Below are 24,709 nucleotides of genomic sequence, written 5' to 3' on the forward strand. Positions count from 1 at the left end.
TGTAGAGCGTGATCGGCAGGATCGCGCTCTTTTTGTGTCTGTGCTAGCATGGCGGAAGACTACAGACAGAATTTATCACGCATGAGTTATCAGGTACTAGCCAGAAAATGGCGACCACACCAGTTTTGCGATGTGGTTGGCCAATCCCATGTTTTGACTGCATTGGCCAATGCACTCGATCATAATCGATTGCACCACGCCTACCTTTTCAGCGGTACCCGGGGCGTAGGGAAAACAACTATCGCCCGAATCTTTGCCAAAGGTTTGAACTGTGAGCAGGGGATTACCTCTAGGCCTTGTGGTGTGTGTGCGACCTGCCAGGAAATTGAACAGGGGCGGTTTGTTGATCTGCTCGAGATTGATGCGGCATCGCGTACCAAGGTTGAAGATACCCGTGACTTGCTGGATAACGTCCAGTACAAACCTGCCCGTGGCCGCTATAAAGTCTATCTGATAGATGAAGTTCACATGCTTTCCCGTCACAGCTTCAATGCGCTGCTAAAGACGCTGGAAGAACCGCCTGAGTATGTGAAATTCTTGCTGGCAACGACAGATCCGCAGAAACTGCCTGTCACCATTTTATCCCGTTGTCTTCAGTTTCATCTGAAACATCTGGATGCCACCCAGATTAAAGATCAGCTCAGCCATGTGCTGGAACAAGAATCTGTACCCGCTGAAACACGGGCATTGTCGCTGATAGCCCGGGCGGCCGAAGGCAGTATGCGTGATGCTTTATCATTGACCGATCAGGCAATTGCATTGGGCAATGGCGTGGTGCAGGAAAGGCAGGTGACAGAAATGCTGGGTACCCTCAGCACCGATCAGGCTATCTTGCTGCTTGAAGCGCTTGCGGAAGGGCACGCAAACCATGTATTGGCATGTCTGACTCACCTCGCTGAGGTCGGAGTAGAATGGGACGGTCTGCTTAAAGAGATTGCTTGCCAATTGCATCGTGTAGCAATGGCGCAGGCGTTACCGGAATCTGTCGATGGCTCATCACCAGATGCAGAGCGTATTCTTGCTCTGGGTAAGTTGGTGTCGCCACAGGATGTCCAGCTTTTTTACCAAATTGCACTGCAAGGACGGCAGGACTTACCTTACGCGCCGGATGGGCGTGCAGGGTTGGAAATGGTGTTGCTGCGTATGCTGGCTTTCCGTCCGGTAACGTCACAGCAGTTTGAACCAAGTGCTGTATCAGTACCTACAACTCAGCCTGTACCTGTTACGGCATCCCCCCAGGCAAATGATCGGTTGGCAATGCTGAAAGCACAGGTCGAGGCAAGCCGTACAGTTCAGCAACCACCAACCCAGCCAACACCGGACGTTGCGTCTACGCCACCACAGGAAGATCCTCAGTTGTCTTCCCATATGACAGCCATGGAAATGGAAGCACAGCGGGAGGCTGAAACCGGCTATGACAGTTTTCCGCAACAGACACCGTCTGGACAAGCCTATCCCCCCCAGGTAACAGGAAGCCAGGGGACGATATCTTCTGCCAATAGCCTGTTGGCTGCTCGCAATATGCTAAGAAGCCGTCTTCGACAGCAAGAGGGCCAGTCGCCAAAAAAGAGTAGTGCGGTATCTGCCGGCAGTGATGCACTGTCGGTCATTGACCGCATTACAGCGAAACATAAGCCAGCTGAACGCGCCAGTTTTCAGGCAGAGGTGAAGCCACAGGTTGATGCTGGCCCAAAAGATGAGGCATACCGCTGGACACCTTCCTTGACAAAGGCTCAGGCAGACAAGCCTGCTACGGTAACGCCGGATAACATCAAAAAAGCGTTGCAACATGAGCGCACACCGGAAATGCGCGATAAACTCGAAAAAGAGTCTGTCGAACTGGATGAATGGTGTCGCATTGCAACCGCGCTCGACGCACCGAGGCTGGTGAAGCAAATGGCATTGAACGCATCGATGGAGCGCAATGGCGATCACATTCATCTTTATCTTCGAGAAGAGCAGGCCCACCTCAATACGGAGCGTGCTCAGACTGCACTGGTTCAGGCATTAAGCCAGCAACTCGGGGTTGATGTCACCTTGTCCGTTACGCTAGGGCTGGCAGGCACCACGCCACTGGAGTGGCGGGACAAGTTGTACACGGAAAAACTCGCTCAAGCATCACAGAGCTTGAAAACAGATCCCAACGTTCGCTTTATCTTGCAGCGCTTCTCCGCGCAGCTTGATGAAGAGAGCATTAGACCTATATAAACCTAATGAGCTGTCGATGAGCACATCGGCACCTCCAAGCAAAATAGAGAGAGATATATGTTTGGTAAAGGCGGAATGGGCAACCTGATGAAGCAGGCGCAACTGATGCAAGAGCGCATGCAGAAAATGCAGGAAGAGATTGCAAACATGGAAGTGACCGGTGAAGCGGGCGCAGGTCTGGTGAAAGTCACCATCACCGGTAGCCACAGCGTTCGTCGCGTAGAGCTGGATGACAGCCTGATGGAAGAAGATGAAAAAGAGATGCTGGAAGATCTGATTGCTGCAGCGTTCAATGATGCAGCGCGCCGTATTGAAGAAGCGCAAAAAGAGAAAATGGCATCTGTGACTGGCGGTATGCAGATGCCACCAGGCTTTAAAATGCCGTTCTAAGAATGCGTACAAGCCATTTGCTTGAACAATTGATGGAAGCCTTGCGTTGCTTGCCGGGGGTTGGCCCCAAATCGGCACAACGCATGGCGTTTCATTTGTTGCAACGCAACCGACAAGGCGGCGTGAAGCTGTCAGAAGCGTTACTGTCAGCGATGACAGACATTGGCCACTGCGAGAAATGCCGTACTTTCACGGAAGAAGAAGAGTGCGCTATCTGTGCCAATCCCCGCCGTCAGGAAAACGGACAAATCTGTGTGGTAGAAAGCCCGGCAGACATTGCGGCGATTGAGGCAACAGGACAGTACTCTGGTCGTTACTTTGTGTTGATGGGGCACCTTTCACCGCTGGACGGTATCGGTCCTTCTGACATTGGTCTGGATTTGCTGGAAAAGCGTCTTTCATCAGAATCAATTTCGGAGCTTATCCTGGCTACCAATCCAACGGTTGAAGGTGAGGCGACTGCACATTACATCAGTGAACTGTGTAGTGAGCATGGTGTTATTGCCAGCCGTATTGCACACGGCGTGCCGATGGGAGGGGAGCTGGAGCTGGTGGATGGCACCACGCTTTCCCATTCCATTATTGGGCGACACCGCTTAGGATAAGTAGAAAAGGCCGTTCAGCGGCCTTTTTTATATTTTACATAGTGTTACGATTTGCTGTATAGCACCAGTGAGCCGTGATTCAGGCTGGTCAGCAACAGTGAACCGTCGTTCAAGACGTCTATACGGCGCACTTTTTCCGCACCCAAACGGTAGAAAGTACGGACCAATGTTAGATCTTCTTCTGAAAAATCTTCCGTGTCTCCGGTGGTCACATCCTTGATGCTGCCCAGTTTGAGTTTGAGATACCCGCCACTGACCTCCCATTCACCGGATTCGGAAATGGACATGACCACCTGCGTATTTTCTTCTTCGTTTTTCAGGACGATCTGCGTATCACGCGAATAAGTATTGTCCGGCAAAAACACCATGTTGCTTTGTTGCTCGCTCTCTGTAAGCCCGGCGACATCACGGTAGTGTGCCTCTTCAATGTGGTTAATCATGCGTGACTTCCATTCTTTCGACAGCAACAGGTTTGCAGTTCGCATGTCCTCACCAAGGAAAATCCATGCGCTGGTGATAATGGAGAGCAGCAGTAAGGCAAAAGGCCCATATCGCTTTAGTTGATCGCGACGTCTTGGCATATTGTGGCTCATCGGCATATCGCGTCGCTCCCTTGTTGGCTGGTTAGAAGTACATAGGTAATGTTGTCGTCCGCATCTTTGGCGCTGTGGATATAGTTCAGGGAAATTTGGTTATCCTGACCACCCGTCACAATGACCTCTTCTAATTCTCTTTCCTTACCATAGAAACCGATATATTTCTCCACACAACGTTGAACCATCGGCTGCCATTGAGAAATGCGCGCATTCGTCACAGGGATATAAACGGGGACGTTCTCGATGGTCAGGATCTCGCGAAACGCTTCTGATTTTGGATTTGGATTAGAGGCGATCTGAAAAGCCAGTGGCACGAGCAGAGTTAAAACAAGTGCCACCCATGAGCCCAATGGCATTTTCGCAGGGGCAGTGGCGTTGGTGGATACCTTGGGCTCAGTTTGCTCTGCAACAGCTTCGGGAAGGGGGAGTGGCTGGGCAGTATTGTCGGAAAGAAGATCAGGCTCCGTTTTCGCCGCTGCCTCTTCAATGACAGACGCAGCTGGTTCGGGCAGTTCGACTTCCTGCTCGTTATACACTTCAACAGAGCAAACAACCTGATATCCACGTTTGGGCACGGTTTTTACAAACATCGGGCTTTTTGTTGAATCTTTCAGGCTCTTGCGAAGGGTGGAAATGGATTGGGTTAGACTGGAATCATCCACTTCGAAGCCCTGTTTTCTCCATACAAAATCATGTATACGGTTTCGGGTAACAATGGCGTGTGGCTCTTCGATCAGAACCATGAGAACTCGGCACTCGTTACTGCCCAGACGAATCAAATCCTCATTTTCATAAAGATCGATCAAAGAGCTGTCACTGGGAGAGAAAACAAAACGCTCACCCAGAAGGTAACGGTTCGATTTATTTAACATTCGATTTTTTACCTGCGCGAATCTTGATCGGTTTAGCGGGTCAACCTCAGGCCTGAGGTGAATAGCACCTGAAATGGCTAAAAACTATGACGATTATACCTTAAGTAAGAAAATCAGCTCAAGAAATCAAAAAATATATACTTCCCCTTGAATTGAGAAATCGCGGCCATATTTACAGGGAGTGATACAACTAAAATACAAGTTAGTCAGGGGTTAAAATGAGCGATCAAGCAACTCTACAAAGTAAGGAAACACGTGGCTTCCAATCTGAAGTGAAGCAGCTACTGCACTTAATGATCCACTCACTCTATTCCAACAAAGAGATCTTTTTGCGTGAGCTGATCTCCAACGCTTCTGATGCCGCTGATAAGCTGCGTTTCAAGGCGCTTTCAGATGCTGCACTTTATGAAAACGACGGTGAGCTGCGTGTTCGCCTGAGCGTAGATAAAGACGCCGGCACGCTGACTATCGAGGATAACGGTATTGGTATGACCCGTGAAGAGGTGATTGAGAACCTGGGTACTATTGCCAAATCCGGCACGGCCGATTTCTTTAAACAACTGTCAGAAGACCAATCGAAAGATAGCCAATTGATTGGCCAGTTTGGCGTAGGTTTTTATTCTGCGTTCATCGTTGCTGACAAGGTTTCCGTCTCTACCCGTGCAGCCGGTGCGACGGCATCTGAAGGTGTGAAGTGGGAATCTGAAGGAGAAGGCGAATACACTATCGAAGGTATCGAAAAAGCGAGCCGTGGTACGGCTATCACCCTTCACCTGCGCGAAGATGATAAAGAGTTCCTGAACGAGTGGCGTTTGCGCGATGTGATCGGCAAATACTCTGACCACATTGGTATTCCCGTTGAAATGTGGGAGAAAGAGCGCGACGACGAAGGCAAAGAGACAGGCGAAGGGAAATGGGAGAAAGTCAACAAAGCACAGGCGCTGTGGACCCGCTCTAAATCAGACATTTCTGACGAGGAATATAACGAGTTCTACAAGCATTTGTCCCACGACTTTGCTGACCCACTGCAGTGGAGCCATAACCGCGTTGAAGGTAAAAATGACTACACCAGCTTGCTGTACATTCCTTCAAAAGCACCTTGGGATCTGTTCAACCGAGACCACAAACATGGCCTGAAACTGTATGTCCAGCGTGTATTCATCATGGATGACGCGTCCCAGTTTATGCCGAGCTATCTGCGTTTTGTGCGTGGTCTGATTGACTCCAATGATCTGCCACTGAACGTGTCACGTGAAATCCTCCAGGATAACAAAGTGACCCAGACGCTGCGCAATGCGTGTACAAAACGCGTATTGACCATGCTTGAGCGTATGGCGAGTAACGATGCAGAGAAATACCAAAAGTTCTGGAAAGAGTTTGGTCTGGTACTGAAAGAAGGTCCAGCGGAAGATTTCTCAAACCGCGAGAAAATTGCAGGTCTTCTACGCTTTGCGTCTACACAGACAGACAGCAGTGAGCAAACTGTGTCACTGGCAGATTATGTGTCGCGTATGAAAGAGGAGCAGGATAAGATTTACTACCTGACAGCAGATTCTTATCAGGCGGCGAAAAACAGCCCACACCTGGAGCAATTCAAAGCGAAGGGCATTGAAGTCATTTTGATGTATGACCGTATCGACGAATGGCTGATGAGCTACCTGCCAGAGTTCGATGGCAAACAGTTCCAGGCGATCACCAAAGCAGATCTGGATCTGAGCAAGTTCGAAGACGATGCAGAGAAAGAGAAACGCGAAGAAACCGAGAAAGAATTTGCTTCCGTGGTTGAGCGTACCAAAGCGTATTTGGGCGATCGTGTGAAAGATGTACGAGCGACCTTTAAGCTCTCTGATACGCCAGCGGTTGTTGTCACAGACCAGTTTGATATGGGCACCCAGATGGCGAAACTGTTAGCAGCAGCTGGCCAGGAAGCGCCGGAAGTGAAATACATCTTTGAGATGAACCCTGAACACGCACTGGTTAAACAAATGGCTGATGAGGCGGATGAAGAAGTCTTTGGCCGCTGGGTGGAAATGCTGCTAGGCCAGGCTATGTTGGCAGAGCGCGGTTCAATGGATGATCCTTCCCAATTCCTGAGTGCGGTCAATCAGCTTCTGACTAAAGGCTAATTGAACAACGATTCAATTTCGTTATAACTACAACCAAGCCCAGCGGGATTGCTGGGCTTGTTGCATTCATACCTAAACCATTTTGTAAAATACTCCCTATAAATTCCCAGAGTCATAGATCATGCAGGCATTGGGAGACAAAGGCGGCAATCAGCGCCAATTGTGTTGAAAACGTCGGGCATAAGGTTGTTTAGGTATCAATATCCGTGTATGTTTCGTGTTTTTGCGAAACTCCAAAGTAAAGAAAGGGGATAACTATGCGCATCATTCTTCTGGGCGCACCAGGTGCTGGTAAAGGGACTCAAGCGCAGTTCATCATGGAAAAATATGGTATTCCGCAAATTTCCACGGGTGACATGCTGCGTGCAGCAATCAAAGCCGGCACCGAGCTGGGCAAACAGGCGAAAGCAGTTATCGACGCAGGCCAACTGGTATCTGACGATATCATTCTGGGTCTGGTTAAAGAGCGCATTGCACAAGAAGACTGTGCGAAAGGCTTCCTACTGGATGGCTTCCCTCGCACGATTCCTCAGGCAGATGGCCTGAAAGATATCGGTGTAGAGATTGACTACGTCCTTGAGTTTGATGTGCCAGACAGTGTCATCGTAGAGCGTATGAGCGGTCGCCGTGCGCACTTGCCATCAGGCCGCACTTACCACTTGGTTTACAACCCACCTAAAGTGGAAGGTAAAGACGATATCACCGGTGAAGATCTGGTTGTCCGTGATGACGATAAAGAAGAAACCGTGCGTGCGCGTCTGGGTGTATACCACGAGCAAACAGCTCCACTGATTGCTTACTACTCAAAAGAAGCAGAAGCTGGCAACACCAAATACCTGAAATTTGATGGTACCAAGCAAGTGGCTGAAGTAAGCGCAGAAATTGCAAAAGCGCTGGATTAATACCCCATGCGTTGAGAAAGGGCAATCATAGGGATTGCCCTTTTTTGATCTTTTTCTCTGAGTGGCAAGTAATGGTATCCTCTGTTGACAACCTAACAGTGGTGCAGGACGAAATGGAAAACAAAAACAACAAAGTAGGCGTGTTGCTGGCAAACCTCGGCACACCGGAAGCGCCAACCGCCCCAGCAGTCAAAGCGTTTCTCAGCGAATTCCTTCATGACCCGCGAGTGGTTGATATGACCCGCTGGCTGTGGTGTCCACTTTTACATGGCATTATCCTTCCTTCCCGTTCCCCCAAAGTGGCAAAGCTCTATCAAACGATCTGGATGGAAGAAGGGTCGCCGTTGATGGTGTATTCCATGCGGCAAAAAGATGCGCTGGAGCGCGAGACCGGGTTTCCGGTTGAGCTCGGTATGACATACGGAAAGCCAAGTATTAAAAGCGGTGTAGAAGCACTGAAAGCGCGTGGCTGCGAGAAAATCCTTGTTTTCCCCCTGTATCCACAATACTCCTGTACGACAACTGCAGCAGTGTTTGACAAGCTGGCTAAATCGCTAAAACAGATGCCAGCATTACCGGAATTTCGCTTTGTTAATCACTACTACAGTGAAGAGAGCTATATAGAGGCTCTGGCGAAGTCTGTCGAAGCGCACTGGGCAGATCATGGCAAGCCTGACATGTTGCTGTGCTCTTATCATGGCATTCCTAAACGCTATGCGGACAACGGAGATCCCTATCAATCCCATTGTTTGGCGACTACAGAGAAACTGGCTGCACGGTTAGGCAATGATGTACCGCTGAAAACCACATTCCAATCCCGTTTTGGCCGTGAAGAGTGGCTTCAGCCCTATACAGACAAAACCCTTGAGCAGTTGCCGAAAGAAGGGGTGAAGCGCTTGGATGTGATCACTCCAGCGTTTTCTGCTGATTGTCTGGAGACCCTGGAAGAGATCTCTGAGCAGTGCCACGAAAGCTTTATTGAAGCCGGTGGCGAAACATTCAGGTATATCCCATGTTTGAATGATTCACCTGCGCACATTGCGATGATGAAAATGCTGGTGGAGCGAAACACCGCACATTGGTGATATTGTCATTGCGCTTTGTGGGGTATATTCTTAACAGAAGTGTTCCCCGTCGAAATTAGTGTGATAGAATTCTCGTTTTCGCCACAACAATGACACATTGAATCATGAAATTCCCGGGCCAACGCAAGTCTAAGCATTACTTCCCTGTCCACGCACGCGATCCACTTCTGGTGCAATCCAGTGAGCAACGTAAGTTGAAGCGTCCCCATGTTATCGGTATCGATCAGACGTTGGTGGATATTGAAGCGAAAGTAGGCGATGACTTTATTGCGAAATACGCACTGAGCAAGGGCCATTCTCTGGTGATTGATGACAAGCGTGCGGAAGCGCTTTACCAAGAACTGAAAGAGAACAACATGATCAGTCACGAATTTGCTGGCGGTACCATTGGCAATACACTGCATAACTACTCTACGCTGGCTGATGACAAATCGATCCTGCTGGGGGTCATGAGTCAGGACATCACAATCGGGAGTTATGCCTACCGCTACCTGTGTAACACATCAAGCCGCATGGACTTAAACTACCTTCAGGCGGTTCAGGGACCAATCGGTCGTTGTTATACGCTGATCAGTGAAGAGGGTGAACGCACCTTCGCGATCAGTGAAGGCTTGATGAACCAATTGCGCCCAGATTCCATTCCAGAGCACATCTTCAAAAACGCATCAGCGTTGGTGCTGACCGCATATCTGGTTCGCTGCAAAGAAGGTGACCCAATGCCGCAGGCAACCATGAAGGCCATTGAGTACGCGAAAAAGTATGATGTGCCAGTGGTTATGACCATGGGAACCAAATACGTTATCCAAAGCAATCCACAATGGTGGCGTGACTTCTTGTCGGAACATGTCTCTGTGGTGGCAATGAACGAAGAAGAGGCGGAAGCTCTAACAGGTGAGTCTGATCCACTTCTGGCTGCTGACAAAGCACTGGAGTGGGTAGATATGGTGCTGTGTACTGCCGGCCCGGTGGGTCTTTACATGGCGGGCTACACGGAGGAAGAAGCCAAACGTGAAACCAGTTTGCCTCTGCTGCCCGGCTCGATTGCGGAGTTCAACCGCTACGAGTTCAGCCGCCCGATGAGAAAATCAGACTGTGAGAACCCATTCAAGGTTTACTCGCACATTGCGCCGTATATGGGGGGGCCGGAACGCATCAAGAACACCAACGGTGCGGGTGACGGTGCCCTGTCAGCCTTGCTTCATGATATGTCGGCGAACCGTTATCACCGTGAAAACGTGCCAAACTCCAGTAAGCACGTGTACACTTTCCTGACATACAGCTCTTTTTCTCAGGTTTGTAAATATGCCAACCGCGTCAGCTATGAAGTGCTGGCACAACATTCGCCACGATTGTCACGCGGCTTGCCGGAGAAAGAAGATTCGTTAGAAGAAGCGTACTGGGAACGTTAAATCACTGCCTTATTTGGCACTTATGCGGCGCTGATTTCATGCTTTCTCTCTGTCACTTTGTGGACTAAGCTCCCGAGCAGAAATCATTTTATCGCCTTGCCTAAGCACCAACTAAGTCGTGATTAACGATGTTCATAAAGAAAAATCCGCCACTAGGGCGGATTTTTCGTGGTTATCGATTTGAAGGTTACGCCTTTGCGTAGGCTTCATTGTGAACGGCAGCAACAGCACGGCCTGAAGGGTCGGCACTGTTTTTAAAGCTCTCATCCCACTCAATGGCTTTGGCACTGGAACAGGCAATTGACGGACCGCCCGGTACACATTCAGCTGCTGATGGCAGCGGGAACAGTTCTTCAAAGATTTCACGGTAAACATAAGCTTCTTTGGTCTGTGGCGTGTTGTAAGGGAAGCGGAAACCTGCTGATGCCATCTGTTGGTCAGTGACTTTCTCTTCCGCAACAGCACGCAGGGTATCAATCCAGCCGTAGCCAACACCATCAGAAAACTGCTCTTTCTGGCGCCATGCGATTGAGTCTGGCAAGTAATGCTCAAAACACTCACGCAGGATGTGTTTCTCCATCTTGCCGTTGCCACACATTTTGTCTTTCGGGTTCAGGCGCATTGCCACGTCGATAAACTCTTTATCAAGGAAAGGAACGCGTCCTTCAACCCCCCAGGCCGCCAGAGACTTATTCGCACGGGCACAGTCAAACATGTTAAGTGCCAGCAGTTTACGCACGGTTTCTTCGTGGAACTCTTTCGCGTTTGGCGCTTTGTGGAAGTAGAGATAACCACCAAAGATTTCATCTGCGCCCTCACCAGACAGTACCATCTTGATGCCCATGGCTTTGATCTTACGGCCCATCAGGTACATCGGGGTAGAAGCCCGGATCGTTGTCACATCATAGGTCTCGATGTGGTAGATAACATCACGGATAGCATCCAATCCTTCCTGAATGGTATAGGTCATTTCATGGTGAACCGTACCAATCTTTTCAGCCACTTCACGAGCCGCTTTCAAATCCGGCGCACCTTCAAGCCCGATAGCGAAAGAGTGAAGCTGTGGCCACCATGCAGCGCTCTTGTCATCATCCTCTACACGCATTGCCGCAAAGCGTTTCGCGATTGCCGAAGTGATCGATGAGTCCAGTCCACCGGAGAGGAGTACGCCGTAAGGTACGTCGGTCATCAACTGGCGCTTTACAGCGGCTTCCAATGCGGCGGTCAGCTCTTCTTTGCTTGAGATGTTGTTTTCTACGGCGGCGTATTCGTTCCAGTCGCGAAGGTAATAGCGAACGGGCTCTGCATCGTTGGATCCATAGTAGGAACCGGGAGGGAACTCGCTGATGGTTTTACAAACCGGAACCAGTGCTTTCATCTCTGAAGCAACATAGTAGTTGCCATGTTCGTCATAGCCCTGATAGAGCGGGATGATCCCGATATGGTCACGGCCAATCAGGTATTGGTCTTTTTCTTCGTCATAAAGTGCAAACGCAAAGATACCGTTCAATTCTTCCAGAAGATCAGCGCCGATGTCCTGATACAGGGCCAGAATCACTTCACAGTCTGAGTCTGTCTGGAATTCATATTTGCCGTTATAGCGGGCACGAATCTCTTTATGGTTGTAAATTTCGCCGTTGACAGCCAACACCACTTTACCGTCTGGGCTGTAGAGAGGCTGAGCGCCACTGTTCAGGCCAACAATGGCAAGGCGTTCGTGTGCCAAAATTGCACGCTCAGAGGAGTAAATGCCTGACCAGTCCGGTCCGCGGTGACGCAATTTTTTGGACATTTCCAATGCACTTTTGCGAAGTGCTGATGCATCTGATTTGATATCCAGAATGCCAAAAACAGAACACATAAATCCCTCTCTAAAATTTCTGCTGCGGCCCTGATTGGGCGCGTTTTATTTCATCTTGAGTTCAATTTGCCAACATGAATAAAAAAAGCAAGCCAGAGCGAGAAAAAAGATATTAAACATGAAATGTTATTAGAAATTATTCGGTAAAAAGCTATTTTTAATGAATAAATTAAAGCTTTTGGTTAAAAAAACGCCATTCGTGGAGCTGAAATGGCGCGGGAGAAATGTGAGCGGGGGCTGACGAGTAGTTATCCCTTATTAAGGTGTTCTTTTACGTGGCGGGCAAAACCGGAGCCTGCTTCACGATAGATATTGTAAGCTTCATCAACCCCAAGTGCTTTAAGTTGTTCCAGCTCGTCGGCATAACGTGCGATGGCAGCAACCCGGCCCTTGAAATTGAGCTGATTGATCTGTTCCATGGCAATGGCATTTGCCTGACTGTTTGGCATGGCAAGCAGGATAAGTTCAATTTGTTTTGATGACGTCACACGGGACCAGAAGTCAGGGTCGGTTGCATCTCCAAGTATCACTTTTCTTCCTTCATTATTGTGTCGCTCAACGGAGTCCTCCCGTGCTTCAATGCCCAATACAGCTTCAGGGTAATCGCCTGACAGTTCGTCATAGGCACCCGTGCCAATGCGTCCCATACCGAGGATTACTACACGGGCATTACCTAAACAAATCAGCTGGTCACTGTGGTGGAGTTTATTGGGGCTGGGATCGTGCAATTTACCTGACGCGTAGGCATAGATCTTGTGGCTGAATGTATTAAGAGGCGCAGCAAGAACAAAAGAGAGGGAAACCGCTATAGCGATAGCGACCAAAACACTGCCAGGCATGATGCCCATTTGATATGCAATACCGCCCACAATAAGGCCAAATTCACTGTAGTTAAACAGCGAGAGCGTGGCAAACAACGACGTCCGGACGCGGAACTTAAAGCCACTGAAGATGAAATAATACAACAAGCCTTTGAGTGGCAGTAAAAGCAGCATCATGACTGCGATGAAAAGGCCCTGGAGGGTAGGTTGCTCTGACAAGCCGATATTGAGGAAGAAGCAGACCAGAAACAGCTCTTTCAGGTTGAACAGAGACTTTGCCATTTCCGATGCACGGACATGGCCTGCCATTAGCGTGCCGACGATTAAAGCCCCCAAATCCGGTTTCATACCCACGGCATTAAACAGGCCTGCACCGACAACCAACGCAAGGAAAATAGCATAGAGTACAAGAACCTCGCCGTGACCGGCGCGATCCAACAGCTTGAAAAAAACAGGGCGGACAAGTGGCAGGGCAAAGAGGATCAGGGCTTCGATTCCCGGTACTTTGCCAGAAGTAATTGTCAGGAAAATCACCGCGAAGATGTCCTGCATGATCAGTACGCCAATCGCAAGTGTGCCATAGGTGGCGTTCATTTCCCCCTTCTCCTGAAGCGCTTTTATCGCAAAAACCGTGCTGGAGAAAGAAAGGGCAAAGGCGATAAGTGCTAGATCACCTATTTCCAGGCTGGAAAACGTTGACATGCCAACGGTTTTGAATCCAAGCAGGCACAACGTGAACAGTGCAGTCGTAGTGACATTGTGAAGTGTGGCACCAAACCAGATTTCTTTATTGAGGAGTGATTTAACGTCGAGTTTCAGGCCAATAGTAAATAGCAACAGAGTGACACCCAGATCGGCCAATGTCTGAATCAGAGGGGTACTGGTGTAACCAGCTGCATTGAGGGCAAAGCCTGCGATCAGGAAACCCACCAGTGGTGGCATCTGGCAGCGTAACATAAGAAAGCCGCTGATAAATGCGACGGCAATAATCACTAAATCCATAAAGTGGTAAACGTCCCCAGAGTCTGTAGAACTTTTTGTGGTTTAAATGTTGTTCAGTCCAACGTGTTTTAGGTGTATCAAGGTGCTGGACTGTGGAAAGCGTCACTCGGTATCAATGTTGACAATTAGATTGCAATAATAAAACAAAGGCAATGCCTGTCGCCAGCACTGCCCTTGTAACATTATTCAAAGTATGAACCTAATTCAGTATCGGATCGGTATCAATCTTCCAGCAATCTTTGGAGTAAAGTACCATTTAGCATGGCGCGTTTTACCAGTGCAAACGCGCCAAGCGTAGGTGTTGCTGACAGGCCCGCAGCAACGATTGGCAAATTCTGGTGGAAGGTGCGCAGGGATTGGTTTTCCACACAGCGCTGGATGGCAGGGAAGACCACACTTTGTGCCTCCGTAATTTCACCGGAAATCACCACCTGTTGTGGGTTAAACAAGTTAATGGTCATAGCAATCGCTTTACCAAGGTGGTTGCCGACCTTGACTAATACCTGACGTGCCAGCTCATCGCCAGCAACTGCGGCCCTGCAAATGTCTGATACAGTCAGGTCTTTTTTGCCCTGAAGCATACTTTCGTGGCCTTGGGCCAACAGTTGCTGGGCATGCTCGATGATCGCGGGGTTTGACGCGACAGTTTCCAGACAGCCGAAGTTACCGCACTGACACTTCTTACCGAGTGGGTCAATCTGAATATGACCTATTTCGCCGACATTTCGGTTGTAGCCGAGAAACACCTGACCATTCACGATGATACCTGCACCGGCACCATTGTGAACACTTACCAACAGGGTGTCGTAGTAATTTTTACTCACTCCAAAATAATGTTCAGCCAATGCCTGCCCACGGGTATCATTCCCGATAAAACACTGGACACCGAATTCATCCCGAATTAAGTCGCTGAGCGGTAATTTGTTGATCGCAATATGTGGCATGTATTCGACAATACCCGCTTCGGCGTCAACCAGGCCTGGCAGGGAAATAGAGACGGCAATAAGCTCTTTAAGTACATCTTGATGGGTGGCAAGGAAGCGATGAAGCTTGTCGATCAGTCCTTCAATCAGGGATTCTTGGTCTGGGTAGTGGAAGAGTTCATCATGTTGTGCCAGCGGGCTACCGGCTAAATCAAACAGAGTCAGTTCGATACGATCACGCCCTAACCGGACCGCCAGGGAGTGGAAAGGAGCGCACTCGGTTGTCAGGGAGATGGCCCGACGCCCACCGGTAGAGGCCTGTTGCGCGACTTCTTTAATCAAGCCGCGCTCCAGTAACTGGCGGGTAATCTTGGTAACACTGGCTGGCGCAAGACTGCTTACATCAGCGATTTGGATTCGAGAAATCGGCCCTTGTTGGTCGATAAGTCGGTAAACGGCGGCACCGTTCAGCTGTTTTACCAGATCTACGTTACCAATTTGTCCGCCTGTCATAAATGTCCTAATTCAGTGAATATTCGCCGTTAACTACAGTCGCTTTGACATTGAAATTGCGGTCGAACACGGTCAGATTGGCGACATATCCTTCTTTGATAGCGCCAAGCTTGTCATCCACACCGATTGCCCGGGCAGGGTACAAGGTAGCCATGCGAACCGCTTCATCCAAAGCGATGCCTACATGTTCGACAGAGTTCTGTACCGCTTCAATCATGGTCAATGCCGAACCGCCAAGTGTGCCATTCTCATCAACACACTTACCATCACGGTAATATACTTTCTTGCCAACAAAAATAAAGTGATCCATGTCGGCTCCTGCAGGCGCTGCTGCATCGGTAACCAGCACCAGCTTGTCACCTTTAAGCCTATGTGCAATGCGTATGTTTGCATAATCAACATGGAAACCGTCAGCAATGACACCTGTGTAGACGTCGGGCGTATCGTAAATTGCGCCGACCATACCCGGTTCCCGGCCCGCGATAGGGGTCATGGCGTTGAACAGGTGCGTTGCGAAAGTAATACCGGCTTTGAAACCTTCACGAGCTTCTGCATAGCTTGCGTTGGTATGACCGGCAGAAACCACAATGCCGGCGTCTGCCAGCTTACGGATATGTTCAGCAGGAGTTAATTCAGGCGCCAGCGTGACTTTGGTTACCACGTCTGCATTGGCGGCAATAAAATCAATCATGGCATCATCAGAGCGGCGAATGTAGTCGACACTGTGAATCCCTTTCTTGGCAACGTTCAGGTAAGGGCCTTCAAGGTGGAGACCCAATGCCTGGTGTTTATATTGTGCCTGATACTCGCGAATGGCACTGACAGATGCCTTCATATCTTCATCAGAAGAGGTGATCAGGGTAGGCAGAAAGCTGGTGCAGCCAGACTTAAGGTTAGCCAGATGCATTGTGCGGATGGTGTCCGCTGTTACTGCATCGTTGAACATGACGCCGCCACAACCGTTCAGTTGCAGATCGATGAAGCCTGGCGTGAGGTATGCACCGTCCAGCGAATGGGTTTCCATGCTTTCTGGCAATGCTTTTTCTGGGCAAATGTTCTGGATCAGGCCGTTATGAATGACAACAGCATGATGATCCAACATATCGCTACCGGTGAAAATACGGCAGTTTGTCAGTGCGTACATGAATACTTCCTTACCTTACAGGTTTTTGATGTTTTCTGCTTCCAGCTCTTGGAAGTACTTAACAGTCTTCACTTTCAGCTCAGCCGTTGACGGCTCATCACAAACCATCAGGGCTTTCGGGTGTAGTTGCAGAGCAGAAATTGTCCACAGGTGGTTGACAGAGCCTTCTACAGCGGCTTGCAGTGCCAGTGCTTTATTGTGACCGGTGATCAGGATCATCACTTCTTCTGCATCAAGCAGGGTACCCACACCGATGGTTAGAGCGTGCTTAGGTACTTGATTGATATCGTTATCGAAGAAGCGTGAGTTTGCAATACGCGTGTCTTCGGTCAGCGTCTTGATACGGGTACGGGAAGATAAAGACGAGGCAGGCTCATTGAAGGCAATGTGACCATCGTTCCCGACCCCACCCATGAACAGGTTTATTTTGCCATAAGATTTAATTTTTTCTTCATAACGTTGACATTCCGCAAAGTGATCTTCCGTATTGCCGTTTAACAGATTGATATTTTTTTCTTGAATATCAATGTGATTAAAGAAATTGTTATACATGAAGCTGCGGTATGACTCGGGGTGATCTGCCGGGATGCCACAGTATTCGTCCATATTGAAAGTGACAACATGTTTGAAGCTTACTTCGCCCTGCTTATGAAGATTAATCAGTTGCTTGTAAGTGTTCAGAGGGGTACCGCCAGTCGGTAAGCCAAGAACAAACGGCCGATCTTCGGTTGGAGCGAATTTGTTAATTGAATCAATAATATATCTCGCTGACCAAAGGCCTACTTCATGTGCTGTTTTTAGCGGGATAAGTCTCACGGGATACCTCTCTGTAAATTCAAATTCTGGTGATACATGATAGCGGAATTATATCTTGGTTTTCATCATAAAATAAGTTTTATGATCGTGCTAGCAAAAAACCGGATCTCGTAGTGTTTTGAGTGACAATAATCACAATTGCATCCGTTTTAATTTGCGGGGCGAAATTAATGAAATAAACTCGTCCTGACTCATATTGGATAGTAAAAAAAGTCCCATGTTGTCATTACACATCTGAGAAAGAACCACTATAGGGGGAACAAAGGTGAATATTCTCGGTTATTTCCAAAAAGTAGGTAAAGCGTTGATGGTGCCTGTCGCCACGCTGCCTGCTGCTGCAATTTTGATGGGTGTTGGTTACTGGATTGACCCGAATGGCTGGGGGGCGAATAGTGCGCTGGCTGCATTCTTGATCAAAGCAGGTGCCGCAATCATTGATAATATGTCCTGGTTGTTCGCAGTGGGTGTTGCGTACGGCATGTCAAAAGACAAGGATGGTGCTGCGGCATTGGCTGGTCTGGTAGGTATGTATGTTGTAACAACCTTGTGCAGCCCCGGTGCGGTTGCTCAAATTGGGCTGATAGACATTTCTGCGGGTAACAATGAACTGGCATTTTCAAAGATTGCTAACCAGTTTGTTGGTATCGTTGTCGGTATCATGTCTGCGGAAATCTACAACCGTTTCTATACCGTAGAATTGCACAAAGCGCTGGCATTCTTCTCCGGTAAGCGCTTAGTGCCTATCCTTGTTTCTGTCGCGGCTATCGTGCTTTCATTTGTGCTGATGTACGTATGGCCTGTTGTTTTCTCTGCACTGGTTTCTTTTGGTGAAGCTATCACAGGCTTGGGATCAGTGGGTGCAGGCATTTACGGCTTCTTTAACCGCCTTCTTATCCCTGTGGGTCTGCACCACGCACTCAATGCGGTATTCTGGTTTGACCTTGCTGGCATTAATGACCTGGGTCGTTTCTGGACACCAGGTGCATTGGAGACTAGAGAAGCAATCAAAGGTGTGACTGGTCAGTACATGGGGGGGTTCTTCCCGGTAATGATGTTTGGTCTTCCTGCCGCGGCTTTAGCTATCTACCACACTGCTAAGCCAGAGAACAAAGAAAAAGTGGCTTCTATCATGATTGCTGCAGGTTTCGCCAGCTTCTTCACTGGTGTAACTGAACCACTTGAATTTGCATTCTTGTTTGTTGCGCCTGTGCTGTTTGTACTGCATGCACTGTTGACGGGTTTGTCTGTATTCATTGCATCCAGCATGCAGTGGACTGCGGGCTTCGGGTTCTCAGCGGGTCTTGTCGACTTGGTACTTTCTTCCTCAAACCCCGTTGCCAACCAGTGGTACATGCTGATCGTACAAGGTCTGGTGTTCTCGGTTCTTTACTACATTGTATTCCGTGTTGCTATCCAGAAGTTTAATCTGGCGACGCCTGGCCGTGAAGAAGACGAAGTCGCAACGTCAGACGTACAAGGTTCAGCAGAAACAGGTATCTTGGCACGTCAATACTTAAAAGCACTGGGTGGTCACGACAATCTGACTAACATTGATGCATGTATTACCCGTTTGCGCCTGACGGTTAAAGACGGTAGCCAAATTGATGAGAAAACACTGAAAGCACTGGGTGCAATGGGTGTTGTGAAACTGGGCACCAATAACCTGCAGGTTATCCTCGGCCCACTGGCGGAAATTGTTGCCAGCGAAATGAAAAAAGTGGGTACAACGGAAGATTTGTCCCATGTAAAACTGCCTTAATGTCTATACGTATTAAGCGGTAAAAACAGCCGGCCTCTATCGGGGCCGGTTCTTTTTTACTCAAATAGTATGAGAGTGTTCAGTATTGGTTGAGTAAATAGCCATGATCGGGGATTATTGGACGTTACTTAAAATCTATCCAACCAAGGCGCTGAGCAGCTGCACTTCAAGGTCGCCTGGGTACAAGATCTGGATCTTCCAACGAGGTATTTTTGATGAGTGAGTCTGAGGCTCGTCCAACTAACTTTATCCGTCAAATCATCGATAAAGATTTGGCTGCTGGTGTACATAACACTGTTCACACGCGTTTCCCACCAGAGCCAAATGGTTACCTGCACATTGGTCACGCGAAGTCGATCTGCCTGAACTTCGGTATTGCGCAAGACTATCAGGGTCAGTGCAACCTGCGTTTTGACGATACCAACCCAGAGAAAGAAGACATCGAATTCGTTGAGTCAATCAAGAATGATGTGAACTGGCTGGGTTTCCAGTGGGCTGGTGAAGTTTGTTATTCGTCTGACTACTTCGACCGTTTGTACGGTTACGCGGTGGAGCTTATCGAGAAAGGTCTGGCTTATGTCGATGAGCTAAGTCCTGAGGCGATTCGTGAATACCGCGGCACTCTGACAGAGCCGGGCAAACATAGTCCATACCGCGACCGCAGTGTTGAAGAAAACCTGACATTGTTCGAAAAGATGAAAAATGGCGAGTTTGCAGAAGGTAAAGCCTGCCTGCGAGCGAAGATTGATATGGCCTCGCCATTTATGGTGATGCGTGACCCTGTTCTGTATCGTGTTCGCTTTGCCCATCACCACCAAACCGGTGACAAGTGGTGCATTTACCCGATGTACGACTTCACCCACTGTATTTCAGATGCGATTGAAGGGATTACTCACTCACTGTGTACGCTGGAATTCCAGGACAACCGTCGTCTGTATGACTGGGTGCTGGAAAACATTACGATTGACTGTCAGCCGCGTCAGTATGAGTTCAGTCGCCTGAATCTTGAATACACTGTGATGTCCAAGCGTAAGTTGAGCCAGCTGGTGAGTGAGAATCTGGTTAACGGTTGGGACGACCCACGTATGCCAACGATTTCAGGCCTGCGCCGTCGCGGCTACACACCCGCATCTATCCGTGAATTCTGTAAGCGTATTGGTGTGACCAAACAAGACAACACCATTGAGATGAGCTCGCTGGAGTCTTGTGTGCGTGATGACCTGAATGAAAGTGCGCCACGCGCGATGGCAGTGTTAGATCCTATCAAACTGGTTATCGAGAACTATGCAGAAGGCAAAGTAGAAACGCTGAATGCTCCAAACCACCCAAATAAACCAGAGATGGGTGAGCGCGAGATCCCATTCAGTCGCGAGATCTGGATTGAAGCGGAAGATTTCCGTGAAGAAGCGAACAAGAAATACAAACGTTTAGTGCTGGGTAAAGAAGTACGCCTGCGTAATGCGTATGTGGTGAAAGCTGAACGTTGCGATAAAGATGCTGATGGCAACATCACCACGGTCTACTGTACCTATGATCCAGAAACTCTGGGCAAAGACCCAGCAGATGGTCGTAAAGTGAAGGGTGTGATTCACTGGGTTTCTGCGGATGCTGGTGTTGAAGCAGAGTTTCGCCTGTATGATCGCTTGTTTACCGTACCAAACCCAGGTGCTGCAGATGACTTTGCATCAACCATTAACCCGGATTCACTGAAAGTGGTTCGTGGTTTTGTTGAACCGAGCCTGAAAGCGGCGGAAGCAGAAAAGGGTTACCAGTTCGAGCGTATGGGTTACTTCTGTGCAGACAGCAAAGACAGTAAAGCGGATGCATTGGTGTTTAACCGTACTGTAGGCCTGCGTGATACCTGGGCAAAAATTGAAACGAACTAATGTCTACTGAGCAAAAAAACCGGAGCCTTGCGCTCCGGTTTTTTGTCTTTAGGATTCGTAAAAACATTAAGCGTCGTGAAGGCTGGGGTCTTCTTTGCAGCCGCTTTTGGTGCAGTGACCGTAAAGGTAAAGGCTGTGATTCGTCAGTCTGATATTATATTGATTTGCGATATCTCTCTGGCGTTGTTCAATCACCTCGTCCGTAAACTCGATGACGCGGCCGCAGTCCAGACAAACCAAGTGGTCATGGTGGTGCTGGGTCGCCAGCTCAAACACAGATTTACCACCTTCAAAATGGTGGCGGGTAACAATTCCGGCATCATCAAACTGGTTAAGTACACGGTAGACAGTTGCCAGCCCGATCTCTTCACCGATATCGATGAGCTTTTTGTAAAGGTCTTCGGCACTAATGTGTTGACAGTCCGGCTCCTGAAGAACTTCTAAGATCTTCAAGCGAGGCAGCGTTACTTTCAGTCCTGCGTCTTTCAGTGCCTTGTTATTATCTGACATCCGGTTCTTTCCTAAGTAATTGCTTTTCCCTGTGTGAGAGAACGGGGAAACTGGCAGTTAGCGTAACAAATGTGGTAAGTCGCCGCCAGTATAAAGGAACAAATATCTGACCTAATTGGTTGGTTTTGCGGCTTGTTACCGCTTTGTAAAACTGGCAGTATTGGCTGGTATGACCAGAAAAGGAATTCCAGTGTACAAATATTATAAACCTGGTATCGTCAAATTTGCCCTCAACGGCTGGCCTCCCTTCTGGGGAGCAGGTATTAAAATCTTGGATATCAGTGAAGATTTCCGGCGGGTAAAGATTCGCTTAAAGCTCAGGTGGTGGAATAAAAATGCCAACCGGACTCAGTATGGTGGCAGTATTTTTTCGATGACCGATCCTATTTATGCACTGATGTTAATGGGGATCCTGGGCGAGAAATACTTCGTCTGGGATAAAGAAGCGGACATCAACTTTATTAAACCCGGATCCACAGATCTGTTTGCCGAGTTTGTGATTTCCGAAGAGACCATTGCTTCTATTCAGCAAGCAACCGCAAATGGCGACAAAGTGTTTCCAGAGTTCATCGTGAATGTGGTTGACACCAGCGGAGAGGTAGTGAGCCGTGTCCGGCGCGTTTTGTATGTGCGTAAGAAACCCAAATATCGTGAAGGGAGTGGGGCGTCAGCGTTGCGTTGACGACAGACACAAAAAACGCGCCAGGGCGCGTTTTTCAAGCGTGTTTGCTTAGCCTTCCAGCTCCGCCAGGCACATTTCTTCGTAGATTTGGTTAACCCATTTCTCTACGCGTGCTGCGGTGAGTTCAGGTTGACGATCTTCATCGATACAAAGGCCGACAAATGTTTCATCATCTACCAGTGCTTTTGACGCCTCAAACTCATAGCCTTCGGTTGGCCAATGGCCAATAATGGTACCACCTTTGGTTTCCACGATATCACGGATGGTGCCCATCGCATCACAGAAGTATTCTGCGTAGTCTTCCTGATCACCACAGCCAAAAATTGCAACCAATTTAGTCGAGAAATCAATTTGCTCCAGCTCTGGGAAAAAGTCATCCCAGTCACATTGCGCTTCACCGTAGTACCAGGTTGGGATGCCCAGCAAAAGCAGATCGAAGTTATCGATATCTTCTTTACTGCTCTTAGCAATGTCCTGAACGTGGACCATGTGCTTACCCAGTTGTTTTTGAATCATCTTGGCGATAGCTTCAGTGTTACCTGTATCGCTACCAAAGAAGAGACCTACGCTCGCCATAATAGAGAATACCTACTTATTGTTAATCGAGCCGTAATATACACAGCCCAGAATCGAATGTGTAGAAGAAGGCCTGGCCTTCTTGCCGTTGGAATCTTTGCCGGTGCGTGCTGCAAGGTTTAAATGCCTACGCCTTCCCAAAATAACTGGATCACGCCTTTAGTAATAAACCCTGCACATCCAAGGAAGAGCACCAGCCACACAATTTTGCGGCCAAACGGTGGGACCTTTCCTTCATTGAGCACATCTTTGATCGCCATGCCGATAAAAAAGAAAATACCTGCAAACAGCAGATCAAGCCCAATCTTCTCGAGCAATTCGAAGTGCTCGTACAGCATTCCCGCCTCCGTTTGGAACCCATATTTGCCGCGCACTATAGCACAAGAGAGCGTGCTCTGTTAACGCTCTGGGTGTGTTAAAAAGCGAGTGATCACACGTGCAACTGTCTCTGGCTTTTCCGCATGCAACCAGTGGCCCGTATTCGCTATCACATGGGCTTTGGCTCGGGGGAACTGGCGCTCAATGGCTTCGCGGTGTTCAGTGGAGATATAGTCTGAATCTGCCCCTTTGAGGAAGAGGGTGTTGCCCTCAAAAACGCCTTTTTCCGGCCATCCGGTAATATCCTGATAGTGGGTTTCCAGCGCGTGCACATTGAATCGCCAACCGAATGTTCCGTCTTCCTGTTTGGCTAAGGACTTCAGTAAAAACTGACGTACACCCGGCTCAACAATGTGTTCAGCGAGTCTCGCTTCCGCATCTTTCCTGCTCAGGATGGGTTGTGCCATTGAGGCGTTCAGCCCGGCTAAAACCGCATCATGTCGGCGGACTTTATAGTCAACGGGGGCAATGTCCATGACCACCAAATCTGCCATGTATTCGGGGTAAAGCTGTGCAAGCATCATGGCGACTTTTCCGCCCATAGAGTGACCAACAACCGACACCTTCTCCAGTTTCTGTTGGTCCATAAACTCTTTCACAGCAGTCGCCTGAGACACGTAATCGACATGTTCAGTGCGTGGTGAAAGGCCGTGGTTGGGTAAATCAATTTGATAGACCTGATAATATTTAGCCAGTACCTTTGCTAATCCGCCAAGGTTATCCAGACTGCCAAAAAGGCCGTGGATCAAGAGCAATGGTTGTCCCTGCCCCTGGATTTTGTAGTTTAGTTGCAACGCAGTTTTCTCAATTTGGGGAAGTAGAGCTTAGTATAGCGATCCTTGGAAGGACTCAAAACCTTACCTTGATCACGAAGAGCGTTATTCTCACTGAAACCAGCATCTTGAGGTGGCTCGGGTATGTCTAACTCTGTATAATCGCACCGTTGAATTGTAAACAGGACACGATGATCAAACGATGAAGACAATTGAGGTTGATGAAGAGCTATACCGGTACATTGCTAGCCAGACCCAGCATATTGGTGAAAGTGCATCGGACATTCTGCGTAGATTGCTGATGGCACCGCAGGTGGAGCAACAACCCGTTGCGACGTTGACGCCGAGCCCCACAATGAAGGGTATCGTGGTCAGCAAAGATGCGGGAAAAAACGAGACCGTCGATCGTGTGAAAGAAATGCGCGCCTTGTTGATCTCAGATGAATTTGCGGCACAAGAGAAAGCGATCGGCCGCTTCATGCTGGTACTTTCGACCCTTTACCGTATTGATCATCAAGCGTTTGCGGAAGCGACTGCGCTGAAAGGGCGCACCCGCGTATATTTTGCTGACAATGAGCAAACCTTGCTTGAGAGTGGTAAAACCACCAAGCCTAAGCATATTCCAGGCACGCCTTTTTGGGTTATCACCAATACCAATACGGGACGTAAACGCCAGATGGTCGAGCAACTGATGACCAAAATGAATTTTAGTAGCGATATCACAGAAAAAGTGGTTGGTGAGATCTGAGCCTATTGCTTGGTAGTCTCAAAAAGAATCGAGAGGCCTTGTCACTGACGGGCCTTAATTGTATCTAGGGTGATACCCAAACAACTACCTCAGGTTCTTTGGGGATGCAGACCCTGACCGCTGA

Annotated in this window: 22 protein-coding genes; 11 read left to right on the plus strand and 11 right to left on the minus strand. The window is 48.7% G+C overall.

Going from position 1 to position 24,709, the window contains the following annotated elements:
• Positions 1-81 precede the first annotated feature (81 nt).
• The 3 genes from dnaX to recR are packed head-to-tail and all read left to right on the plus strand — an operon-like array spanning position 82 to position 3,203.
• The gene (gene dnaX / locus AC6IB1_RS06660) at positions 82-2,208 is read left to right on the plus strand and encodes a DNA polymerase III subunit gamma/tau (RefSeq protein WP_497568344.1); all 2,127 of its coding nucleotides are present in this window, start codon (positions 82-84) and stop codon (positions 2,206-2,208) included.
• 57 nt (positions 2,209-2,265) lie between these two features.
• On the plus strand, positions 2,266-2,598 hold the full coding sequence (locus AC6IB1_RS06665) for a YbaB/EbfC family nucleoid-associated protein (protein ID WP_005506377.1): 333 nt from the start codon (positions 2,266-2,268) through the stop codon (positions 2,596-2,598).
• A gap of 2 nt (positions 2,599-2,600) precedes the next feature.
• On the plus strand, positions 2,601-3,203 hold the full coding sequence (gene recR, locus AC6IB1_RS06670) for a recombination mediator RecR (RefSeq protein WP_005506375.1): 603 nt from the start codon (positions 2,601-2,603) through the stop codon (positions 3,201-3,203).
• A 44-nt stretch (positions 3,204-3,247) separates the two neighbouring features.
• Here recR and AC6IB1_RS06675 read toward each other — a convergent pair whose 3' ends face one another.
• Together AC6IB1_RS06675 and AC6IB1_RS06680 are read right to left on the minus strand one after the other, a co-directional pair.
• Positions 3,248-3,784, minus strand: a complete 537-nt coding sequence (locus AC6IB1_RS06675) for a regulatory protein ToxS (RefSeq protein ID WP_497568345.1) — start codon at positions 3,782-3,784, stop codon at positions 3,248-3,250.
• A gap of 8 nt (positions 3,785-3,792) precedes the next feature.
• Positions 3,793-4,671: a winged helix-turn-helix domain-containing protein gene (locus tag AC6IB1_RS06680; RefSeq protein ID WP_497568346.1), complete on the minus strand. Its 879-nt coding sequence runs from the start codon at positions 4,669-4,671 to the stop codon at positions 3,793-3,795.
• Positions 4,672-4,889: 218 nt separating this feature from the next.
• Here AC6IB1_RS06680 and htpG point away from each other — a divergent pair, with 218 nt between their 5' ends.
• The 4 genes from htpG (at position 4,890) to AC6IB1_RS06700 (ending at position 10,193) form a co-directional block, all read left to right on the plus strand.
• The gene (htpG, locus tag AC6IB1_RS06685; RefSeq protein ID WP_114994981.1) at positions 4,890-6,797 is read left to right on the plus strand and encodes a molecular chaperone HtpG; all 1,908 of its coding nucleotides are present in this window, start codon (positions 4,890-4,892) and stop codon (positions 6,795-6,797) included.
• Positions 6,798-7,054: 257 nt separating this feature from the next.
• A complete protein-coding gene (gene adk / locus AC6IB1_RS06690) occupies positions 7,055-7,699 on the plus strand; it encodes an adenylate kinase (RefSeq protein ID WP_497568347.1) in 645 nt (214 codons plus the stop codon).
• A 113-nt stretch (positions 7,700-7,812) separates the two neighbouring features.
• A complete protein-coding gene (gene hemH, locus AC6IB1_RS06695) occupies positions 7,813-8,784 on the plus strand; it encodes a ferrochelatase (protein ID WP_497569097.1) in 972 nt (323 codons plus the stop codon).
• A 104-nt stretch (positions 8,785-8,888) separates the two neighbouring features.
• Positions 8,889-10,193 (plus strand): inosine/guanosine kinase, encoded by a 1,305-nt coding sequence (locus tag AC6IB1_RS06700; protein WP_497568348.1) that lies wholly within the window; start codon positions 8,889-8,891, stop codon positions 10,191-10,193.
• Positions 10,194-10,380: 187 nt separating this feature from the next.
• On the opposite strand, the gene asnB is transcribed toward AC6IB1_RS06700, so the two are convergent.
• The 5 genes from asnB to nagB form a co-directional block, all read right to left on the minus strand.
• Entirely contained in the window at positions 10,381-12,054 is a 1,674-nt protein-coding gene (asnB, locus tag AC6IB1_RS06705) for an asparagine synthase B (protein ID WP_497568349.1), read from the minus strand.
• 248 nt (positions 12,055-12,302) lie between these two features.
• A complete protein-coding gene (locus AC6IB1_RS06710) occupies positions 12,303-13,877 on the minus strand; it encodes a cation:proton antiporter domain-containing protein (RefSeq protein WP_497568350.1) in 1,575 nt (524 codons plus the stop codon).
• A 221-nt stretch (positions 13,878-14,098) separates the two neighbouring features.
• Positions 14,099-15,313 carry a DNA-binding transcriptional regulator NagC gene (gene nagC, locus AC6IB1_RS06715; RefSeq protein WP_497568351.1) on the minus strand — a complete coding sequence of 405 codons (1,215 nt, stop codon included), beginning with the start codon at positions 15,311-15,313 and terminating at the stop codon, positions 14,099-14,101.
• A gap of 7 nt (positions 15,314-15,320) precedes the next feature.
• Entirely contained in the window at positions 15,321-16,457 is a 1,137-nt protein-coding gene (gene nagA / locus AC6IB1_RS06720) for an N-acetylglucosamine-6-phosphate deacetylase (protein ID WP_497568352.1), read from the minus strand.
• A 15-nt stretch (positions 16,458-16,472) separates the two neighbouring features.
• Positions 16,473-17,273 carry a glucosamine-6-phosphate deaminase gene (gene nagB, locus AC6IB1_RS06725; RefSeq protein ID WP_497568353.1) on the minus strand — a complete coding sequence of 267 codons (801 nt, stop codon included), beginning with the start codon at positions 17,271-17,273 and terminating at the stop codon, positions 16,473-16,475.
• 265 nt (positions 17,274-17,538) lie between these two features.
• Between nagB and nagE the strand changes: the two genes are divergently transcribed.
• Together nagE and glnS are read left to right on the plus strand one after the other, a co-directional pair.
• On the plus strand, positions 17,539-19,032 hold the full coding sequence (gene nagE / locus AC6IB1_RS06730) for an N-acetylglucosamine-specific PTS transporter subunit IIBC (RefSeq protein WP_497568354.1): 1,494 nt from the start codon (positions 17,539-17,541) through the stop codon (positions 19,030-19,032).
• A 215-nt stretch (positions 19,033-19,247) separates the two neighbouring features.
• The gene (gene glnS / locus AC6IB1_RS06735; RefSeq protein WP_497568355.1) at positions 19,248-20,918 is read left to right on the plus strand and encodes a glutamine--tRNA ligase; all 1,671 of its coding nucleotides are present in this window, start codon (positions 19,248-19,250) and stop codon (positions 20,916-20,918) included.
• A 66-nt stretch (positions 20,919-20,984) separates the two neighbouring features.
• On the opposite strand, the gene fur is transcribed toward glnS, so the two are convergent.
• Entirely contained in the window at positions 20,985-21,428 is a 444-nt protein-coding gene (gene fur / locus AC6IB1_RS06740) for a ferric iron uptake transcriptional regulator (RefSeq protein WP_497568356.1), read from the minus strand.
• 190 nt (positions 21,429-21,618) lie between these two features.
• Between fur and AC6IB1_RS06745 the strand changes: the two genes are divergently transcribed.
• Complete coding sequence (locus AC6IB1_RS06745) at positions 21,619-22,110, plus strand: DUF4442 domain-containing protein (protein WP_497568357.1); 492 nt, start codon at positions 21,619-21,621, stop codon at positions 22,108-22,110.
• Positions 22,111-22,158: 48 nt separating this feature from the next.
• Here the strand turns inward: AC6IB1_RS06745 and fldA are convergent, their stop codons facing one another.
• The 3 genes from fldA to AC6IB1_RS06760 all read right to left on the minus strand — a co-directional run bounded on the left by fldA (position 22,159) and on the right by AC6IB1_RS06760 (position 23,858).
• Positions 22,159-22,686 (minus strand): flavodoxin FldA, encoded by a 528-nt coding sequence (gene fldA, locus AC6IB1_RS06750; RefSeq protein WP_005506341.1) that lies wholly within the window; start codon positions 22,684-22,686, stop codon positions 22,159-22,161.
• Between the two features lie 119 nt (positions 22,687-22,805).
• Positions 22,806-23,024: a DUF2788 domain-containing protein gene (locus AC6IB1_RS06755; RefSeq protein ID WP_005506339.1), complete on the minus strand. Its 219-nt coding sequence runs from the start codon at positions 23,022-23,024 to the stop codon at positions 22,806-22,808.
• A 60-nt stretch (positions 23,025-23,084) separates the two neighbouring features.
• On the minus strand, positions 23,085-23,858 hold the full coding sequence (locus AC6IB1_RS06760) for an alpha/beta fold hydrolase (RefSeq protein ID WP_497568358.1): 774 nt from the start codon (positions 23,856-23,858) through the stop codon (positions 23,085-23,087).
• A 181-nt stretch (positions 23,859-24,039) separates the two neighbouring features.
• Here AC6IB1_RS06760 and seqA point away from each other — a divergent pair, with 181 nt between their 5' ends.
• Complete coding sequence (gene seqA / locus AC6IB1_RS06765; RefSeq protein WP_497568359.1) at positions 24,040-24,585, plus strand: replication initiation negative regulator SeqA; 546 nt, start codon at positions 24,040-24,042, stop codon at positions 24,583-24,585.
• Positions 24,586-24,709: the final 124 nt, after the last annotated feature.

Source organism: Grimontia sp. THUN1695 (assembly GCF_059704325.2).